Source organism: Flavobacterium sp. MMLR14_040, from assembly GCF_033657265.1.
Taxonomy (GTDB): domain Bacteria; phylum Bacteroidota; class Bacteroidia; order Flavobacteriales; family Flavobacteriaceae; genus Flavobacterium.
In genome coordinates this window covers 18,148-34,121 of record NZ_JAWVWO010000005.1, presented here as the reverse complement: position 1 = coordinate 34,121, position 15,974 = coordinate 18,148, and the positions used below count along the sequence as shown (strand labels likewise).

11 protein-coding genes are annotated in these 15,974 nt (G+C 34.3%); 8 read left to right on the top strand and 3 right to left on the bottom strand.

The genetic code is table 11. The features are described 5' to 3' along the window. Positions 1-32: 32 nt before the first annotated feature. From SD960_RS08710 to SD960_RS08700, 3 genes are read right to left on the bottom strand one after another with little or no spacing between them, the layout of a single operon-like run. Positions 33-854 carry a SusE domain-containing protein gene (locus SD960_RS08710; protein WP_318802289.1) on the bottom strand — a complete coding sequence of 274 codons (822 nt, stop codon included), beginning with the start codon at positions 852-854 and terminating at the stop codon, positions 33-35. Between the two features lie 17 nt (positions 855-871). Next, positions 872-2,497 (bottom strand): RagB/SusD family nutrient uptake outer membrane protein, encoded by a 1,626-nt coding sequence (locus SD960_RS08705; RefSeq protein WP_318802287.1) that lies wholly within the window; start codon positions 2,495-2,497, stop codon positions 872-874. A 36-nt stretch (positions 2,498-2,533) separates the two neighbouring features. Next, entirely contained in the window at positions 2,534-5,509 is a 2,976-nt protein-coding gene (locus SD960_RS08700) for a TonB-dependent receptor (RefSeq protein ID WP_318802285.1), read from the bottom strand. A gap of 234 nt (positions 5,510-5,743) precedes the next feature. On the opposite strand from SD960_RS08700, the gene SD960_RS08695 reads away from it, so the two are divergent. From SD960_RS08695 to SD960_RS08660, 8 genes are all read left to right on the top strand, one after another. Next, positions 5,744-6,775 carry a LacI family DNA-binding transcriptional regulator gene (locus SD960_RS08695; RefSeq protein WP_073394810.1) on the top strand — a complete coding sequence of 344 codons (1,032 nt, stop codon included), beginning with the start codon at positions 5,744-5,746 and terminating at the stop codon, positions 6,773-6,775. A gap of 179 nt (positions 6,776-6,954) precedes the next feature. After that, positions 6,955-8,307, top strand: a complete 1,353-nt coding sequence (locus tag SD960_RS08690; RefSeq protein ID WP_318802282.1) for an MFS transporter — start codon at positions 6,955-6,957, stop codon at positions 8,305-8,307. A 21-nt stretch (positions 8,308-8,328) separates the two neighbouring features. Further along, positions 8,329-8,982, top strand: a complete 654-nt coding sequence (gene pgmB, locus SD960_RS08685) for a beta-phosphoglucomutase (RefSeq protein ID WP_318802281.1) — start codon at positions 8,329-8,331, stop codon at positions 8,980-8,982. Between the two features lie 234 nt (positions 8,983-9,216). Further along, a complete protein-coding gene (locus SD960_RS08680) occupies positions 9,217-11,520 on the top strand; it encodes a glycoside hydrolase family 65 protein (protein ID WP_318802280.1) in 2,304 nt (767 codons plus the stop codon). Between the two features lie 19 nt (positions 11,521-11,539). Then, on the top strand, positions 11,540-13,654 hold the full coding sequence (locus SD960_RS08675; protein ID WP_318802279.1) for a glycoside hydrolase family 97 protein: 2,115 nt from the start codon (positions 11,540-11,542) through the stop codon (positions 13,652-13,654). Positions 13,655-13,781: 127 nt separating this feature from the next. Next, positions 13,782-14,477 carry a prolyl oligopeptidase family serine peptidase gene (locus SD960_RS08670; RefSeq protein ID WP_318802278.1) on the top strand — a complete coding sequence of 232 codons (696 nt, stop codon included), beginning with the start codon at positions 13,782-13,784 and terminating at the stop codon, positions 14,475-14,477. 51 nt (positions 14,478-14,528) lie between these two features. Then, on the top strand, positions 14,529-15,353 hold the full coding sequence (locus tag SD960_RS08665) for a hypothetical protein (protein ID WP_318802277.1): 825 nt from the start codon (positions 14,529-14,531) through the stop codon (positions 15,351-15,353). 47 nt (positions 15,354-15,400) lie between these two features. Continuing rightward, entirely contained in the window at positions 15,401-15,946 is a 546-nt protein-coding gene (locus SD960_RS08660) for a hypothetical protein (RefSeq protein ID WP_318802275.1), read from the top strand. Positions 15,947-15,974: the final 28 nt, after the last annotated feature.

The following is a 15,974-nucleotide window of genomic DNA, read 5'->3' as shown; positions in this document are numbered from 1 at the left end:
AGAGATAGCCTTTTCAGTATGTACATTAAAAATTAATCTAATGTTATTGTTTTTGCAACGTTGTCAATTTTAAAAACTCTAAGTCCGGTTGCTCCGGTATATTTGAAGTTTTTATCTCCATCATTGGCATTTTCTAATTCTGGATCGATAGTATAACCTGCGTTAGCATAATATTCGAAGTTATGACTATTATCTGAGCCCCAGTTACCTCCACTTGTAAAGTCATTAGATAAAAACTCTCTAAAAGCTTCTCCGTTTTTAAGAACAAGACTAACCTCATAGATTTTTGTTTGTCCGGCAACTAATGGAAATTCAGTTTCAGCATCTCCATCCCATGACCATCCTCCAGGAGTAGCACCTCCTACTAACCAGTGAGAACTGGCTAGTGGCGCATGATAAGGAGTCGCTTTAAAAGTAACTGAGTTAGAATACTGCGGAAGCCCATCTGCACCTATCACAGCTTTAATACGAAGATCAACATTGTTTACTTCTTTCTCGATAAAACCGCCGTTAACTAAAGCAGAATTTAATTCCTCTACAGTTAGTTCCTGAGAAACTGCAGTAGTATTTGTTACCGTCACTGGACTCTTAAAATTAGTTCCTGCTTTTGCAATTTGAATCGTATAGTTTACAACTACAGGATTTCCTGCATAAGTTGCTTTGTTCCACGTAACAGTTGTAGCAATTTCTTTCTCAGTTTCCTTTGAAAGGACAATACTAAAATCAGATTGTGGTGTTAACAATACCGGAGCAGTTCCCACCCCGATAACAGGTCTGTTTTCTACATCATCAGCATTACACGAGACCGCTAATACACCAATAAATGCAATTAAAATTTTATATATATTTTTCATTTTAATGTTTTATAAAATTAGTATCCAGTGTTTTGCTCTAATGTTGGGTTTGCCTGAATGTTTCTTGCAGGAATTGGCATTAAGTCTCTGTACGACTCTGTAGCATTACCATTGATAGAACCACCTTTCCATTGCCAGATTTTAGATCCGCCTGTGAATTTTCCAAAACGAATTAAATCAGTTCTTCTTTTACATTCCCAAAATAATTCTCTTCCTCTTTCATCTAAAATAAAATCAAGAGTTAATTGAGGAACTGTAACTGCCTGAGCATTTGCTCTGGCTCTTATTTGATTGATATAACCTAAAGCAGTATTAATGTTTCCGGTAGTAGCACCTCTAAGAGTTGCTTCTGCATACATCAAATAAGCATCAGTTAACCTAAACATTGGAAAATCGATATCCGGAATATCATTTCTTTGAGCTGCAGAACCATCTGAATTTATATTAATGTATTTTGTTACAGCATAACCGTCTGTAAAAGTTCCTACATTATTAATGTTTTTTGATTGACCATCTGTGTAAAATGTTCCTCTATTATCTGCTGTTGCAGTTTCGTCTGGAAAAAGATCTACAAACTCTCTACGAGTTCTGATCCCCTGCCATCCACCATCCATACCTCTTGATGCAGCATTCATGCTACCACCAATAGAAGCGTGCATAATAAAACTCATACCTCCACCGGTAGCTCTAATAGCATTCCCATCTCCAACAATTGGAAAAATAAACTCGCTTTGAGCACCATTTCTATTATTATCTGCAGAGAACAAATAACGGTAAGGAACATTTGCAAAAGTATATCCTGAATTAATCACTTCAGTACACATTGTAGCTGCTTCGTTATTTCTTTCTACTCCTGTATATACTTTAGAATTTAAATAAATTTGTGCCAATAAAAATTTAGCAGCCGTTTTATCTACTCTACCATATTCATTTGCTTTTGAAGCCATTAAACTATTGTCTAAGTCTTTCAATTCTGACTCAACAAAAGCGAAAACTTCTGCTCTTGATTTTTGTACCGGATAGAAAAATCCAACAGGATCATTTTCTGTCGTGATTGGCACATTTCCGAACAAGTCCATTAAGTTATAGTATGAAAAAGCTCTTAAAAAACGTGCTTCAGCTCTAAATGTAGCGATTTCAGCTTTTAAATTTGCATCGACACCTCTTGCTGTTAATTTCTCATCAGTAGTTTGTCTTAAAAACTCATTTGCAACACTAATGTGGTAAAACGCTCTTGAAAATGTTCCTTCTAAAAATTCATTAGCAGGAGCCCATGTTTGAGCATTTATTGTTGGTAAAGTACCATCTGCCCAAGCAATAATAGCTTCATCTGTAGAAAATTCCTGAGTTACAAAAAGTAATCTTAAGTAACTGCTAAAATCTCCTCCTAGTCCGGCAATATCCGGGTTTCTTCCAGGTATTGTAGCATCACCATCTCCATCATTACCTCCAACATACAAACCTGCGTATAATTTTGCTAATACTTGTTTGTACGATGCCGGATCCTGAAAAAAGGTTTCTGACAAAAATTCATCATCGTCTTTTGGGGTCACGTTTAAATCGTCCGTACACGAAGTAAGCGTCATACTTATTCCTAAAACGAATAGGAAAAAATAAGATATATATTTAAATGATATTTTCATTTTGTTTATTTTTAAATTTTTGATTTCAGTCTACTATTAGAAATTGGCATTAACTCCAAACAAGAAAGTTCTTGCTCTTGGGTAAACATTATTATCAATTCCGTTGAATTTCTCAGGATCTAATCCATCATATTTTGTAAGAATGAAAACATTTTGAACACCAGCTGTAAATCTTAAAGAAGCAGCTTTGATAATCGTTTTATCAAAAGTGTACCCAAGTGTAACGTTATCTAACTTAATAAAAGAAGCATCTTTCACAAAATAATCAGACAAATAACGTTGTGTTCCGTTATCTTCATAAGTAAAACCAGTATTAAAATAATCTGAACTTACGTTAGACAAATCTGTTTGTCTTCTTAAACCTGCATCAGAATATCCTAAGTTTGAACTTACGTTGTCAAAAATCTTATTTCCAACACTTGCTCTCCAGTTCATTGTAAAATCAAACTTTTTGTAGTTTAATGTAGAGAACAAACCGAAAGTGTAATCCGGAGCAGTTTTACCAGCTCTGTAACGATCGCCTGCATCAATTTTTCCATCTGCATTTCTATCTACATAAGCTCCTGCAATTGGTCTTTTGTTTGCATCATATAATTGTTCGTATACAAAAAATGAATTTGGCGCATACCCTACTGAGTTAATCTGGATTTTATTTCCGTTACCACCAGCAATATTATCACCAGTTAAATAACCTTGAAAACCTGGAACTGTAGTTCCTAGTTCTGATATCTCCTGATCAATGTAAGTAGTATTGAAAGCTACATTCCAAGTCAAATTGTCATTTTTAACAATATCAGAAGCAATGCTAAACTCAACCCCTTTTGTTCTTACACTACCAATATTAAAGAAACCTTGATTTCTAATATTTGCACCATCCGGAACCGCAATATCTGCTAATAAATCTGTTGATTTTTTATCAAAATAGTTGATTGTTCCTGTAATTCTGTCGCCGAAAAATCCATAATCAATACCAACGTTAGTCTCAGCTAATTCTTCCCATTTAATATCAGGATTATAACCTTCTGGTCTCGCTGTTGAATAAACAGTATTACCAAAAACATATTGAGAATTGATTGTTCCAATAGTTACCCTACGTAAATAATCGTATTGAGCAGAGATATCCTGTTGACCAGTAGTACCGTAACCAACTCTTAATTTTAAAGTCGAAAAAGTAGCGTTATCTTTTAAGAAAGCTTCTTCAGATAAATTCCATGCAAAAGCAGCTCCACCAAAATTACCCCATCTGTTATCTTCAGAAAAACGAGAAGTTCCGTCTCTTCTATAATTTAAAGTCAATAAATATCTACTGTCATATCCTAAATTCAAACGTCCAAAAAACGATTGTAAATTAACATCCGGCTCAGTAGTAACATCTTCATTAGGATTTGGCTGTCTGGTTTCTCCAGATTGATATTTTTCTCTTTGAAACAATTGGTAGTTATAACCAGCCGTTGCATCAATTTTAATTTTTCCTAAATCTTTAGTATAATTAAAATAAGCATTTAAGTTTTTATTTTGAAGTGCATCCGTATAACTAGAGTAGTTTCCTAAGTTTACATAACCTGCTTCAGTAAAAGGTTTTGGCTGATATCCTAAAGCACTTTGAGTACTTACTTCAGTATATCCACTGCTGTCAAATCTATCAATACCTGCTTCTACAACAGCTCTTAAATCTTCAAAGAAATGAAGTTTATAGTCTAATCTAACATTACCCCATTTTCTTGTTGAAGTAGCTCTTCTGTTATCCTGGTTTAATCTTGCTACAGGATTTCTTGCAGGCAATAATGGTAAATTTCCACTAGGTTCAAGCCATTCGTAATATCCTCCGTAACGAGAACCACTTTCGTAAACAGATTGTGTAGGGTCAAATCCGATAGCACTTCCAATTACAGCACCTTCGTCCTGAAATTGGTTTTTACCGAAAGATAAATTTCCGCTAATATCAATTTTTAAATGATTATCAAATAAAACCGGATTTAACGATAACGATGTCGTAGTTCTTTCAAAAGAAGTGTTTCTTAAGATTCCAGGATTATCAACATTACCAACAGATAAACGTACAGGCAATTTGTTAAACAAAGAACCGCTTACAGAGATATTATTGTTAGTTGTTAAAGCAGTATGAAAAATTTCATCTTGCCAGTTTGTATTTGCAGTACCTAATAAAGCTTGTTGAGCAGCAGAACCTTTTGTATTTACCAATTCACGAAATTGGTCTGCATTCATTACATCAACAGTATTCGCAACAGTATTGATACCAACCTGAGAACTAAAGTTAACTTTTACACCACCTTTTGCACCTTTTTTAGTTGTAATAACAATTACACCATTTGCAGCTCTCGATCCGTAGATTGCAGCAGCAGAAGCATCTTTAAGAACTGTAAAAGACTCAATATCATTAGGATCAATTGTAGATAAAATACTTGTAGAACCTTCTGGCTTAGTATTACTTAAAGGAAGACCGTCTAATACAATTAATGGTTCGTTTGAAGCATTTAACGAAGATCCTCCACGAATTCTAATATCAGCTTTTGCCCCTGGCGCTCCTCCACCAGTTACATTAACACCCGAAATACGACCGCTAATTAAACTCTCCGGAGTTACGTTAATTCCTTTATTAAATTCTTTAGCAGAAATTTGAGATACAGATCCTGTTGCATCTTTTTTCTTAACAGTACCGTAACCTACCTGTACAACAACTTCCTTAAGTTGGTTAGTATCTTCTTCTAAAGAAACGTTTAGCGTTTTTTGTCCAGTGAAATCAATCGTTTGCGTTTTGTATCCAATAAAAGATACCACAATTTTGTTTCCGCTTTTAACATTTGACAATTGGTAATTACCATCAAATCCAGTTGATGCGCCACTTGGAGCACCTTGTACATTTACATTTACTCCCGGTATTGGCTGTCCTGTAGTTTTATCTACAACAGTTCCGCTTAAAGTACTTTGAGCTAGTACAGTAAATGGCAACAAGAGGAATAAAAATAACAACTTTTTGTAAATTGTTTTCATACTTTTTGTTTAAATTAGTTTGAGTTTGTGATTGTTAGTTAAGTTTTTAATTTTACTTCGAATTTCAAAATTAGGAATTTATTAACATGAACAACCAGAACCAATTTTTATTGAGTTACGAAAACGTGGTAGTGTTGAAAACTTTCTATATTTTGTAATCTTTTCAGTCAAAAAATGATAAATCAGAAAATAAAAGATACCTTTATTAATAATTAGATTTTTTTCAATATTACGATGAAACGCAAAATCACCCTAAAACAGATTGCAAAGGAACTCGACGTATCTATTTCAACTGTCTCAAAATCATTACGAAACAGCTTAGAAATTGGCGAAGAAACACGCTTAAAAGTGCAGGCTTTTGCAAAGTTTTACAATTACAAACCAAACAATATTGCCCTTAGTTTAAAAAACCGAAAAACCAAAAGTATTGGTATTATTATTCCCGAAATTGTACACTATTTTTTCTCTACAGTAATCAACGGAATTGAGCAGGTTGCCAACGAAAATGGTTATAGCGTTGTGATCTGTTTATCTGATGATTCTTTCGATAAAGAGGTCCTGAATATGGAGATGCTGGCCAACGGAAGCATTGACGGTTTTATTATGTCCCTTTCTAAAGAAACACAATATAAAGGTGATTTTCACCATATTACAGAAGTTATAAATCAAGGAATGCCGGTTGTAATGTTCGATCGCGTCACCAACGATATTTTATGCGACAAGGTTATTATTGATGATAAAGCGGCAGCTTATGAAGCCGTTCAGAGTTTGATTGATAATGGCCGAAAAAAGATCGCTCTTGTTACCACTGTTGACTACGTAAGTGTCGGAAAATTAAGAACCGACGGTTACGAAAAAGCCTTATTAGACAATGGATTACCTTTCAACGAAGATTTAATTATTAAAATTGAAGACGTAGATACTTGCGAAATAACCATATCTGAGCTTTTGCATGCAAGAGCTTTTGATGCTGTTTTTGCAGTAAATGAGCTTTTTGCAGTAACAATTATCAAAACTGCATCAAAAATGGGATTAAAAGTTCCGGAAGATTTAGCTGTAATTGCATTTACAGACGGAATCATCTCAAAATATTCAACGCCAAGTATTACAACCGTAAGCCAAAGTGGCGAAAAAATGGGGAATAAAGCAGCTAAAATGCTGATCGAAAGACTCGAAGCAGAACACAACGATGATGAAGAAGAAAACGAAAATTATACTACCGAAGTCATAGAAACACATCTTATAAAAAGAGAATCTACTGACTAAATTTCTTAAAATCAACACATTCCAAAGCCATAATTAATTTTTATGGCTTTTTTGTTAGCATATATCTAAAAATAATTTATACTTTTACGGCCGTCAAGGCTTTTACTTTTACTTCGAAAAAAACAGTAAGTTTTGATAAGCAAAGCGCTTATCGTCTAATTAATTTTTTAATTACGATAATGGAAAAGCGTAAATTAAGTTTCTGGGAAATTTGGAACATGAGTTTCGGTTTCTTGGGAATACAAATGGGGTTTGCACTTCAGAATGCAAATGCCAGCAGAATTCTTCAAATTTTTGGTGCCGACGTACATGAACTTTCATGGTTCTGGATTATTGCTCCCCTTATGGGATTAATAGTGCAGCCCGTTATTGGTCATTACAGTGATAAAACCTGGAGCAAATTCGGAAGACGAAAACCGTTTTTTCTCGTTGGTGCAATCCTGGCTTCGGTTGGATTAATTTTAATGCCGCAGGCTAATATTTTCATTTCTGTATTGCCTGCTTTATGGGTTGGAGCAGGAATGTTAATGATCATGGATGCTTCTTTCAACATTGCCATGGAGCCGTTTCGCGCTTTGGTTGGTGACAATTTAAGAACAGATCAGCGTACAGCGGGTTTCAGTATTCAAACTTCATTAATTGGTTTTGGAGCGGTAATTGGTTCGGCTTTGCCTTATGTTTTAACCAACTATTTTGACATTTCAAACAATGCCGTTCCCGGAAATATTCCTTTAAATCTGAAATTATCTTTTATCATTGGTGCAGCGGTTTTAATTGGTTCGATCTTAGTGACATTATTTACAACAAAAGAATACACTCCTGAAGAATTAGCCAATTTTGAAGATCCGCAAAGTGAAGTGGATATTCCTTCTGAAGAAAAGTCAAAACTTACAGACATTTTTACTGACTTTGCAAAAATGCCAACAACAATGCGTCAGCTAAGCTGGGTACAGTTTTTCTCCTGGTTTGGATTATTCGGTATGTGGGTTTTTACAACTCCTGCCATTGCGCATCACATTTACGGATTGCCTTTAAGCGACACTTCAAGTCAGCAATATCAGGACGCCGGAGACTGGGTCGGAATTTTATTTGGAGTTTACAACTTAGTTTCTGCTATCATTGCATTGTTTTTTCTGCCCTACATCGCAAAAAAAATCGGACGAAAATCAACTCATGCACTTTCATTAATCATTGGAGGAATCGGATTAATTTCCATTTACTTCATGCCAAATGAAGACTGGGTTGTATTGCCAATGATTTTAATTGGAGTTGCCTGGGCGAGTATTCTGGCAATGCCTTACGCGATTCTTGCAGGATCTATTGCTCCTAAAAAAATGGGAGTTTACATGGGAATCTTCAACTTCTTTGTTGTAATTCCTCAAATTGTAAACGCATTAATTGGTGGCCCAATTGTAAAATATCTTTACAATGGCGATGCTATTTATGCCTTAATTACAAGTGGAGTTAGTTTTTTAATCGCTGCTCTTTTAGTTTACAAAGTAAAAGATGTAGACGATACTATTCAAAAATAATAAAGAAGAATTTTTCATATAATGAACAAAAAAGCATTCATATTCGACCTTGATGGCGTAATTGTCGATACCGCTAAATACCACTTTTTGGCATGGCAGAAAATCGCTCAGTCATTAAATATAAATTTCACACATGAAAACAATGAACTTTTAAAAGGCGTGAGCCGTGTTCGTTCGTTGGATATAATTCTTGAATTAGGAAACGTTCAGGCTTCGCAGGAAGACAAAGACAAATGGCTGATTCAAAAAAACGAAGATTACTTATCTTATTTAGTTGACATGGACGAAAGCGAGATTCTTCCCGGAGTTTTTAAAATTCTTCAGCTATTAAAAGAAAAAAATCAGGGAATTGCGTTGGGTTCTGCGAGTAAAAATGCCCGACCAATTCTGGAGAAAACAGGAATTCTTTCATATTTCGATGTTATTGTTGACGGAAACGATGTTACCAATGCAAAACCGGATCCGGAAGTTTTCTTAAAAGCGGCTCAATTATTAAACATTGACCCAAAAAATGCAATTGTATTTGAAGATTCAGTTGCCGGAATACAGGCGGCAAACATAGGAGAAATGGTAAGTGTAGGAATTGGTGAGGAAACAATTTTACATGAAGCTGATTATATTTTTAAAGATTTTACCGAAATCGATTCACAGTTTATCGAGAAATTAATCGGTTAGTTAAGAATGTGGCAATGTGTCAATTTGATAATTAGATAATTTAAAAATGACTCATTATCACATTTAACAAATCAATCGGATAATTTAAAAATACAAATCATCTAATTAAAAAGTAAAATAGTAAACAAAGAGCAATTAATCAGATTAATAATCACTCACAGAAAATAATTATCTCATTTTCTAATTGACACATTATCTAATTATCAAATTGCCACATTATCTAATTAAGAAATAATGAATCAAGATTATATAAAACCAGACAATTGGTCTATCATAGAAGAAGGATTTGATGTAGAAAGAGTCAAATCGTCTGAAAGTCTTTTTAGTATCGGGAACGGTGCGATGGGACAACGCGCTAATTTTGAAGAAACATACTCTGGCGAAACTTTTCAGGGAAGTTATATTGCCGGAATTTATTATCCGGATAAAACGAAAGTGGGTTGGTGGAAAAACGGATATCCTAAATATTTTGCGAAAGTATTAAACGCGCCAAACTGGATTGGGATCGATGTTCAAATCAACGAAGAAAATCTTGATTTAAACACTTGTACCGAGGTTAGAAATTTCCGCAGAGAATTGAATATGAAAGAAGGCTGGTACAATCGTTCTTTTGAAGCAACATTAAAAAACGGAACTGAAATCGCCGTAAATGTTCGTCGTTTTCTTTCTTTGGATTTGGATGAAGCCGGAATTATCAAATTTGAAATTACGCCTTTAAACAAAGACGCCAAAATTGTTTACAAACCTTATATTGATGCCGGAGTTACGAATGAAGACGCCAACTGGGAAGAAAAATTCTGGGAACCTCTTGAAGTAAAAAAAGGAACAAACGAAGCTTTTGTAACCGCTCAGACTTTCAAAACGCATTTTAAAGTTACGACTTTCATGCACAATACGATTTTTGCAAACGGAGAAAACGTAAACATTTCACCTTCAACAATCGACTCAACTTCAGATAAAGTTCAGTTTACTTACGGAACAATTATCGCAAAAGGACAAACCTCAGCAATTCAGAAAATTGGTGGATATACAGTTTCTTTAAACCACGAAAATACTTTGGCTGCAGCCGAAAAAACAATAAAAGCTGCCGTTACTTTAGGATATGATACTTTACTTCAAAATCAAATTGATGCCTGGGCAAAAATCTGGGAAATGTCAGATATTACAATCGATGGCGACGTAAAAGCACAACAGGGAATCCGTTTCAATATCTTTCAATTAAACCAAACTTATTTAGGAAAAGATTCTCGTTTGAATATCGGACCAAAAGGTTTTACGGGAGAAAAATACGGCGGATCTACTTATTGGGACACTGAGGCTTATTGTATTCCGTTTTACATGGCAACTAAAGATCAGCAGGTTGCGAGAAACTTATTGACTTACCGTTTCAATCAATTGGATAAAGCGATTGAAAATGCCAAAGACAATTTAGGTTTCAAAAACGGCGCGGCACTTTATCCAATGGTGACCATGAATGGAGAAGAATGCCACAACGAATGGGAAATCACGCACGAAGAAATTCACAGAAACGGAGCGATTGCTTTTGCGATTTACAACTACTATCGTTTTACCGGGGATTACTCTTATATTCCTGAAAAAGGTCTGGAAGTTTTAATCGGTATTGCGCGTTTTTGGCACCAAAGAGCTTCTTTCTCTAAAGAAAAAAATCAATACGTAATTCTTGGCGTTACAGGTCCAAACGAATACGAAAACAATATCAACAATAATTTCTACACCAATTATATTGCAAAATGGTGTATTGATTATGCCGCTGAACAAATTACGAAAGTCGCTGTTGAATATCCTGCAGATCACAAACGCATTTTAGAGAAAGTAAATCTTTCCGGCGATGAAATTCAGGAATGGAAAAAAGTAGCAGATAATATGTATTTCCCAACTTCTAAGGAATTAGGAGTTTATCTGCAGCAAGATGGTTTCTTAGACAAAGATTTAGTTCCCGTAAAAGATTTAGATCGTTCGCAAAGACCAATCAATCAAAAATGGTCTTGGGATCGTGTATTACGCTCGCCTTACATCAAACAAGCTGACGTTTTGCAATGTTTTTACTTTTTTGAAGATCATTTTTCTAAAGAAGAATTAAAACGCAATTTCGAATTCTACGAATCATTTACAGTTCATGAAAGTTCGCTTTCGCCTTGCGTTCACTCGATTCAGGCAGCCGTTTTAGACAAAATGGATATGGCATATACTTTCTATTTAAGAACTTCTCGTCTTGATCTTGACGATTATAACAAAGAAGTAGAAGAAGGCTGTCACATCACGTCAATGGCCGGAACATGGATGAGTATTGTGGAAGGTTTTGGCGGAATGCGTGTTAAAAATGACCAGCTTCATTTTTCACCAAAAATTCCAAAAGAATGGAAAGGTTACTCTTTTAAAATTAATTTCAGAAATCAAATTTTGAAAGTAGCTGTAAATCATGACGAAACAACTTTTACGGTTGATGGCGATCAAGATTTAACAATTATAGTGAATGGAAATCCTGTAATTGCAAGTAAATTTGTACAAATTGATTAATATCTTAAAAATAAAAAACATGAAAAACTTATTTTTCGCAAGTTTAATCTTGTTTGCATTTAGCTCGATCGCAAATGCACAGCAATTAAAATCACCCGAAGGAAAGTTCGTAATGGAATTTTCGCTGGAAAACGACGGAACTCCAACTTATAATTTAAAATACAAAAATAAAGAAGTTGTAAAAACCAGTAAATTAGGTCTTGAACTTAAAGATGATAAAAAATCTTTATTGAATGACTTTACTGTTGTTGATACAAAAACATCCACTTTTGACGAAACCTGGAAACCGGTTTGGGGAGAAGTTGATAACATTAGAAATCATTATAATGAACTGGCTGTAACTTTAAACCAAAAAGGAACTGACAGACAAATCATAATTCGTTTCCGTTTATTTGATGACGGACTTGGATTTAGATATGAATTCCCTGCTCAAAAAAACCTGACTTATTTCGTAATCAAAGAAGAAAGATCTCAATTTGCGATGACCGACGATCATACTGCTTTCTGGATTCCGGGAGATTATGATACTCAGGAATACGATTATACAAAATCGAAATTATCTGAAATCAGAGGTTTATCTCAAAAAGCATATACAGCAAATGTTTCGCAAAAAAACTTTTCACCAACAGGAGTTCAGACTTCTTTGATGTTAAAAACAAATGACGGAATCTACATCAACTTACATGAAGCTGCTTTGATCAACTATTCTTGTATGCACTTGAATTTAGATGATAAAAACATGACTTTCACTTCTTGGTTAACGCCAGATGCAAAAGGAGACAAAGGTTATATGCAGGCACCAAGTCACTCACCTTGGAGAACCATTATGGTAAGCGATGACGCGAGAGAAATCTTAGCTTCAAAAATGACATATAACTTAAACGATCCGTCAAAAATTGATAATACTTCCTGGATTAAACCGGTAAAATACATTGGTGTTTGGTGGGAAATGATTACAGGAAAAAGCTCTTGGTCGTACACAAACGATTTTCCAACGGTACAATTGGGAGTTTCTGATTTCTCAAAAGCAAAACCAAGCGGAACACACGGTGCAAACAATGCTAACGTAAAAAAATACATTGATTTTGCTGCTGCAAATGGTTTCGATGCTGTTTTGGTCGAAGGATGGAACGAAGGTTGGGAAGACTGGTTTGGACACTCAAAAGATTATGTTTTTGATTTCGTAACACCTTATCCTGATTTTGATGTAAAAGGTTTGCATGCATACGCAAAATCTAAAGGTGTAAAAATTATCATGCACCATGAAACTTCAGGTTCTGTTCGTAACTACGAGCGCCACATGGATGCTGCTTATAAATTCATGAATGACAACGGATATGATGCTGTAAAAAGCGGTTATGTTGGAGATATTTTACCTCGCGGTGAAAACCATTACGATCAATGGATTGTAAACCATTACCAATACGCAATCGAAAAAGCAGCTGATTACAAAATTATGGTAAACGCTCACGAAGCCGTTCGCCCAACAGGAATCGCAAGAACATATCCAAATTTAATTGGAAACGAAGCAGCAAGAGGAACAGAATACCAGGCTTTTGGAGGTTCTAAACCAAATCACGTTACGGTTTTACCATTTACACGTTTAATTGGTGGACCAATGGATTATACTCCGGGAATTTTCGAAATGGATATCAGCAAAATGAATCCTGAAAACACATCTCATGTAAACAGTACAATTGCAAATCAATTGGCTTTATATGTTACCATGTACAGTCCGTTGCAAATGGCTGCTGATACTCCAGAGAACTACAACCGTTTTCCGGATGCATTTCAATTCATTAAAGATGTAGCTGTAGATTGGTCAGAAAGCAAATATATCGAAGCTGAACCAGGCGATTTTATTACCGTTGCCCGTAAAGCAAAAGGAACAAATAACTGGTTTGTTGGGAACGTAAACGGAGAAACTCCTCGTACATCAAGCATCGATTTCAGTTTCCTTGAAAAAGGTAAAAAATACACAGCAACTATTTATGCTGATGCAAAAGATGCGCATTACAAAACTAATCCGCAGGCTTACACCATCAAGAAAATTGCTGTAACAAACAAATCAAAATTATCGCAGCTTTCTGCTCCAGGCGGAGGTTATGCGATTAGTATTATCGAAACCAAATAATTTTCTAAAAGGCAGGCAATTTTCCCCGAGATTGCTTGTCTTTTTTTTAAAAGATTATCAAACTATATTAAATTTGGGATGAAGTAAATTCACAAGATTTTTATAACATCAAACCCAAATTAATAAGATGAACTACAAGTTGAAATTTTTGATTCTTTTGATCGCGCTTTCTGGAATTACTATTTATTCTCAAACAAAGATTGCTGCGAAATATGATTATCTGTTGTATTTACCAAAAGAGTATTCAAAAGAAACAAAAAAATATCCACTTGTAATTTATCTTCATGGAGGAGGACAAAAAGGCAACGATTTAAACAAGCTAAAATCTTACGGTTTACCTTATCTGGTCGAAAAAGGAGAAAATTTTGATTTTATAATTGCTTCTCCCCAATGTCCTGACAATAAATATTGGTCGACAGAAAATTGGTTTGAAACTTTATATGCCGAGTTATCTGCAAAATACAGAATAGATACGAGTCGAATTTACATTACAGGAATTAGCATGGGCGGTTATGGCACCTATATTACAGCTTTGGATTTTCCTGAAGTTTTTGCTGCAATTGTACCTCTCTGTGGAGGAATTAACGACAGCGATTTATCAAGAATCTGTAATCTGAGTAAAATTCCTATTTGGACTTTTCACGGAACGGCTGATGATAAAATTTCAATTACCGAAACAGAAAGAATTGCCAAAGGTCTTGAATCATGTGAAACCAAAAGTAATTTCAAGTTTACTCGTTTAGAAAATGAAGGTCACGGAATTGAATATTTATATGAGAAAAAACCTGAAATATATAAATGGATGTTGAAGCAGACAAAATAACATGTAAAGAATTTATATCAAAACATGCCTTTCCTAACCAATTCATATAAAATGAAAAACATTACAACTCTCTTTTTAAGTCTTTTATTGATTTCCTGTCATCAGAAAAACGAAACGATTCCTAAAACAGCTGTTCAGCACACAGAATCAGATTCTTTAGATAAAATTGATATTGATAAAACGCTTCATTGTGTTTACGCTTTATCGAAAACAACAACTGCAATTGTAGTCAATCTACATGAAAAGAACACGTATAACGGCGCTAAATTTGACGAAGTTTTCAATCAAATAGAGAAAAAAGATTCTTTATATAATGTTTTATACCAAGACACCACCAGAGTTCAAAATTTTGAATATTATGACACTTTAGGGATTTATAAACTCATAAGAAACAAAACATTAGAAAACGAGATTAAAAAAATCACCGACAAAAACTATTACGTTTATGGCACAAAAGGATTCTCGAAAGTAACCATAAACAAAGTTGTTTGCGGACTCGATGAATGCCGCACCAATATAATTGCTTTTCCAATCGAAAATTTTGATACAACAAAAAATGGCAAACCTCTTCTTTGCTCAAAACAATTATTAAAAATAAACTATCAAAAAAGTTATTTCGACATTGAAAAAAAAATACAGGAATTTGATGAAAAGGAAAGCAAAAATTATGATTATAAAGACGACATCAAAACGAAGGTTTTTGCCAACATTGGAGATGCTTATTTTGCCTATAATGATGATTTTATGTGGGGAAGAAATCCTGACAAAAGCAAATGTAAATTTCCCGGAAGAACAATCTATATCGTAAAAAAGGATAAACCCATAAAAAAATTCTGGGTTGATGGCTTAGATTTATTTGGAATTCCTTGTGATTAAATAATCTTACGTTCTCAATTGCAAACTAAGTAATTAAATCTAAAATCATGAAAACCTTACCAATAGCCATTTTCTTAAGTTTATCTCTTTTGAGTTGCAATGAGAAAAATAAAGCCTTCGATTCATTTGACTATAGTTTTTCAGGAACATTCAGCGAATTATATTCAATTAAATTTACAGAATCAGATACCGTATTTGTAAGACAATATTGGATTCGAAGAAGATTCAACGATAGCATTTCTAAACCGCAAAATAACACAAACTATTACGCGCTTATCAATCAAAAAGAAAAATTAAAACTATTTGATTACATCGCGAAAATTAATCTATTTAAATATAAATCTGAATATTACAAAGATTATTGCGACGGAAGTGAGTACGCTATAAATATTGAAAAAGATTTTAAAAGTAAGATCATATTTGTTCACAGCTATGAAGCTCCAAAAAAATTAGATTCGCTTTCTCTATGGATAAATAATATAAAACAAAGTCTTTTGTTAAAAGAAACTAAAAAAGAACTCTTTTTTGGAAGTGCTGAAGTAACAATGCCACCAATACCTCCACCTCCTCCGCCATTACCGCATAATGAATAATAATTGTACATAACAATTTAAAAACACC

Bases quoted from the DNA above. Each gene is read 5' to 3' on its own strand.
- SD960_RS08710 (WP_318802289.1), bottom strand. From the start codon at position 854: ATGAAAAATATATATAAAATTTTAATTGCATTTATTGGTGTATTAGCG.
- SD960_RS08705 (WP_318802287.1), bottom strand. From the start codon at position 2,497: ATGAAAATATCATTTAAATATATATCTTATTTTTTCCTATTCGTTTTA.
- SD960_RS08700 (WP_318802285.1), bottom strand. From the start codon at position 5,509: ATGAAAACAATTTACAAAAAGTTGTTATTTTTATTCCTCTTGTTGCCA.
- SD960_RS08695 (WP_073394810.1), top strand. From the start codon at position 5,744: ATGAAACGCAAAATCACCCTAAAACAGATTGCAAAGGAACTCGACGTA.
- SD960_RS08690 (WP_318802282.1), top strand. From the start codon at position 6,955: ATGGAAAAGCGTAAATTAAGTTTCTGGGAAATTTGGAACATGAGTTTC.
- pgmB (WP_318802281.1), top strand. From the start codon at position 8,329: ATGAACAAAAAAGCATTCATATTCGACCTTGATGGCGTAATTGTCGAT.
- SD960_RS08680 (WP_318802280.1), top strand. From the start codon at position 9,217: ATGAATCAAGATTATATAAAACCAGACAATTGGTCTATCATAGAAGAA.
- SD960_RS08675 (WP_318802279.1), top strand. From the start codon at position 11,540: ATGAAAAACTTATTTTTCGCAAGTTTAATCTTGTTTGCATTTAGCTCG.
- SD960_RS08670 (WP_318802278.1), top strand. From the start codon at position 13,782: ATGAACTACAAGTTGAAATTTTTGATTCTTTTGATCGCGCTTTCTGGA.
- SD960_RS08665 (WP_318802277.1), top strand. From the start codon at position 14,529: ATGAAAAACATTACAACTCTCTTTTTAAGTCTTTTATTGATTTCCTGT.
- SD960_RS08660 (WP_318802275.1), top strand. From the start codon at position 15,401: ATGAAAACCTTACCAATAGCCATTTTCTTAAGTTTATCTCTTTTGAGT.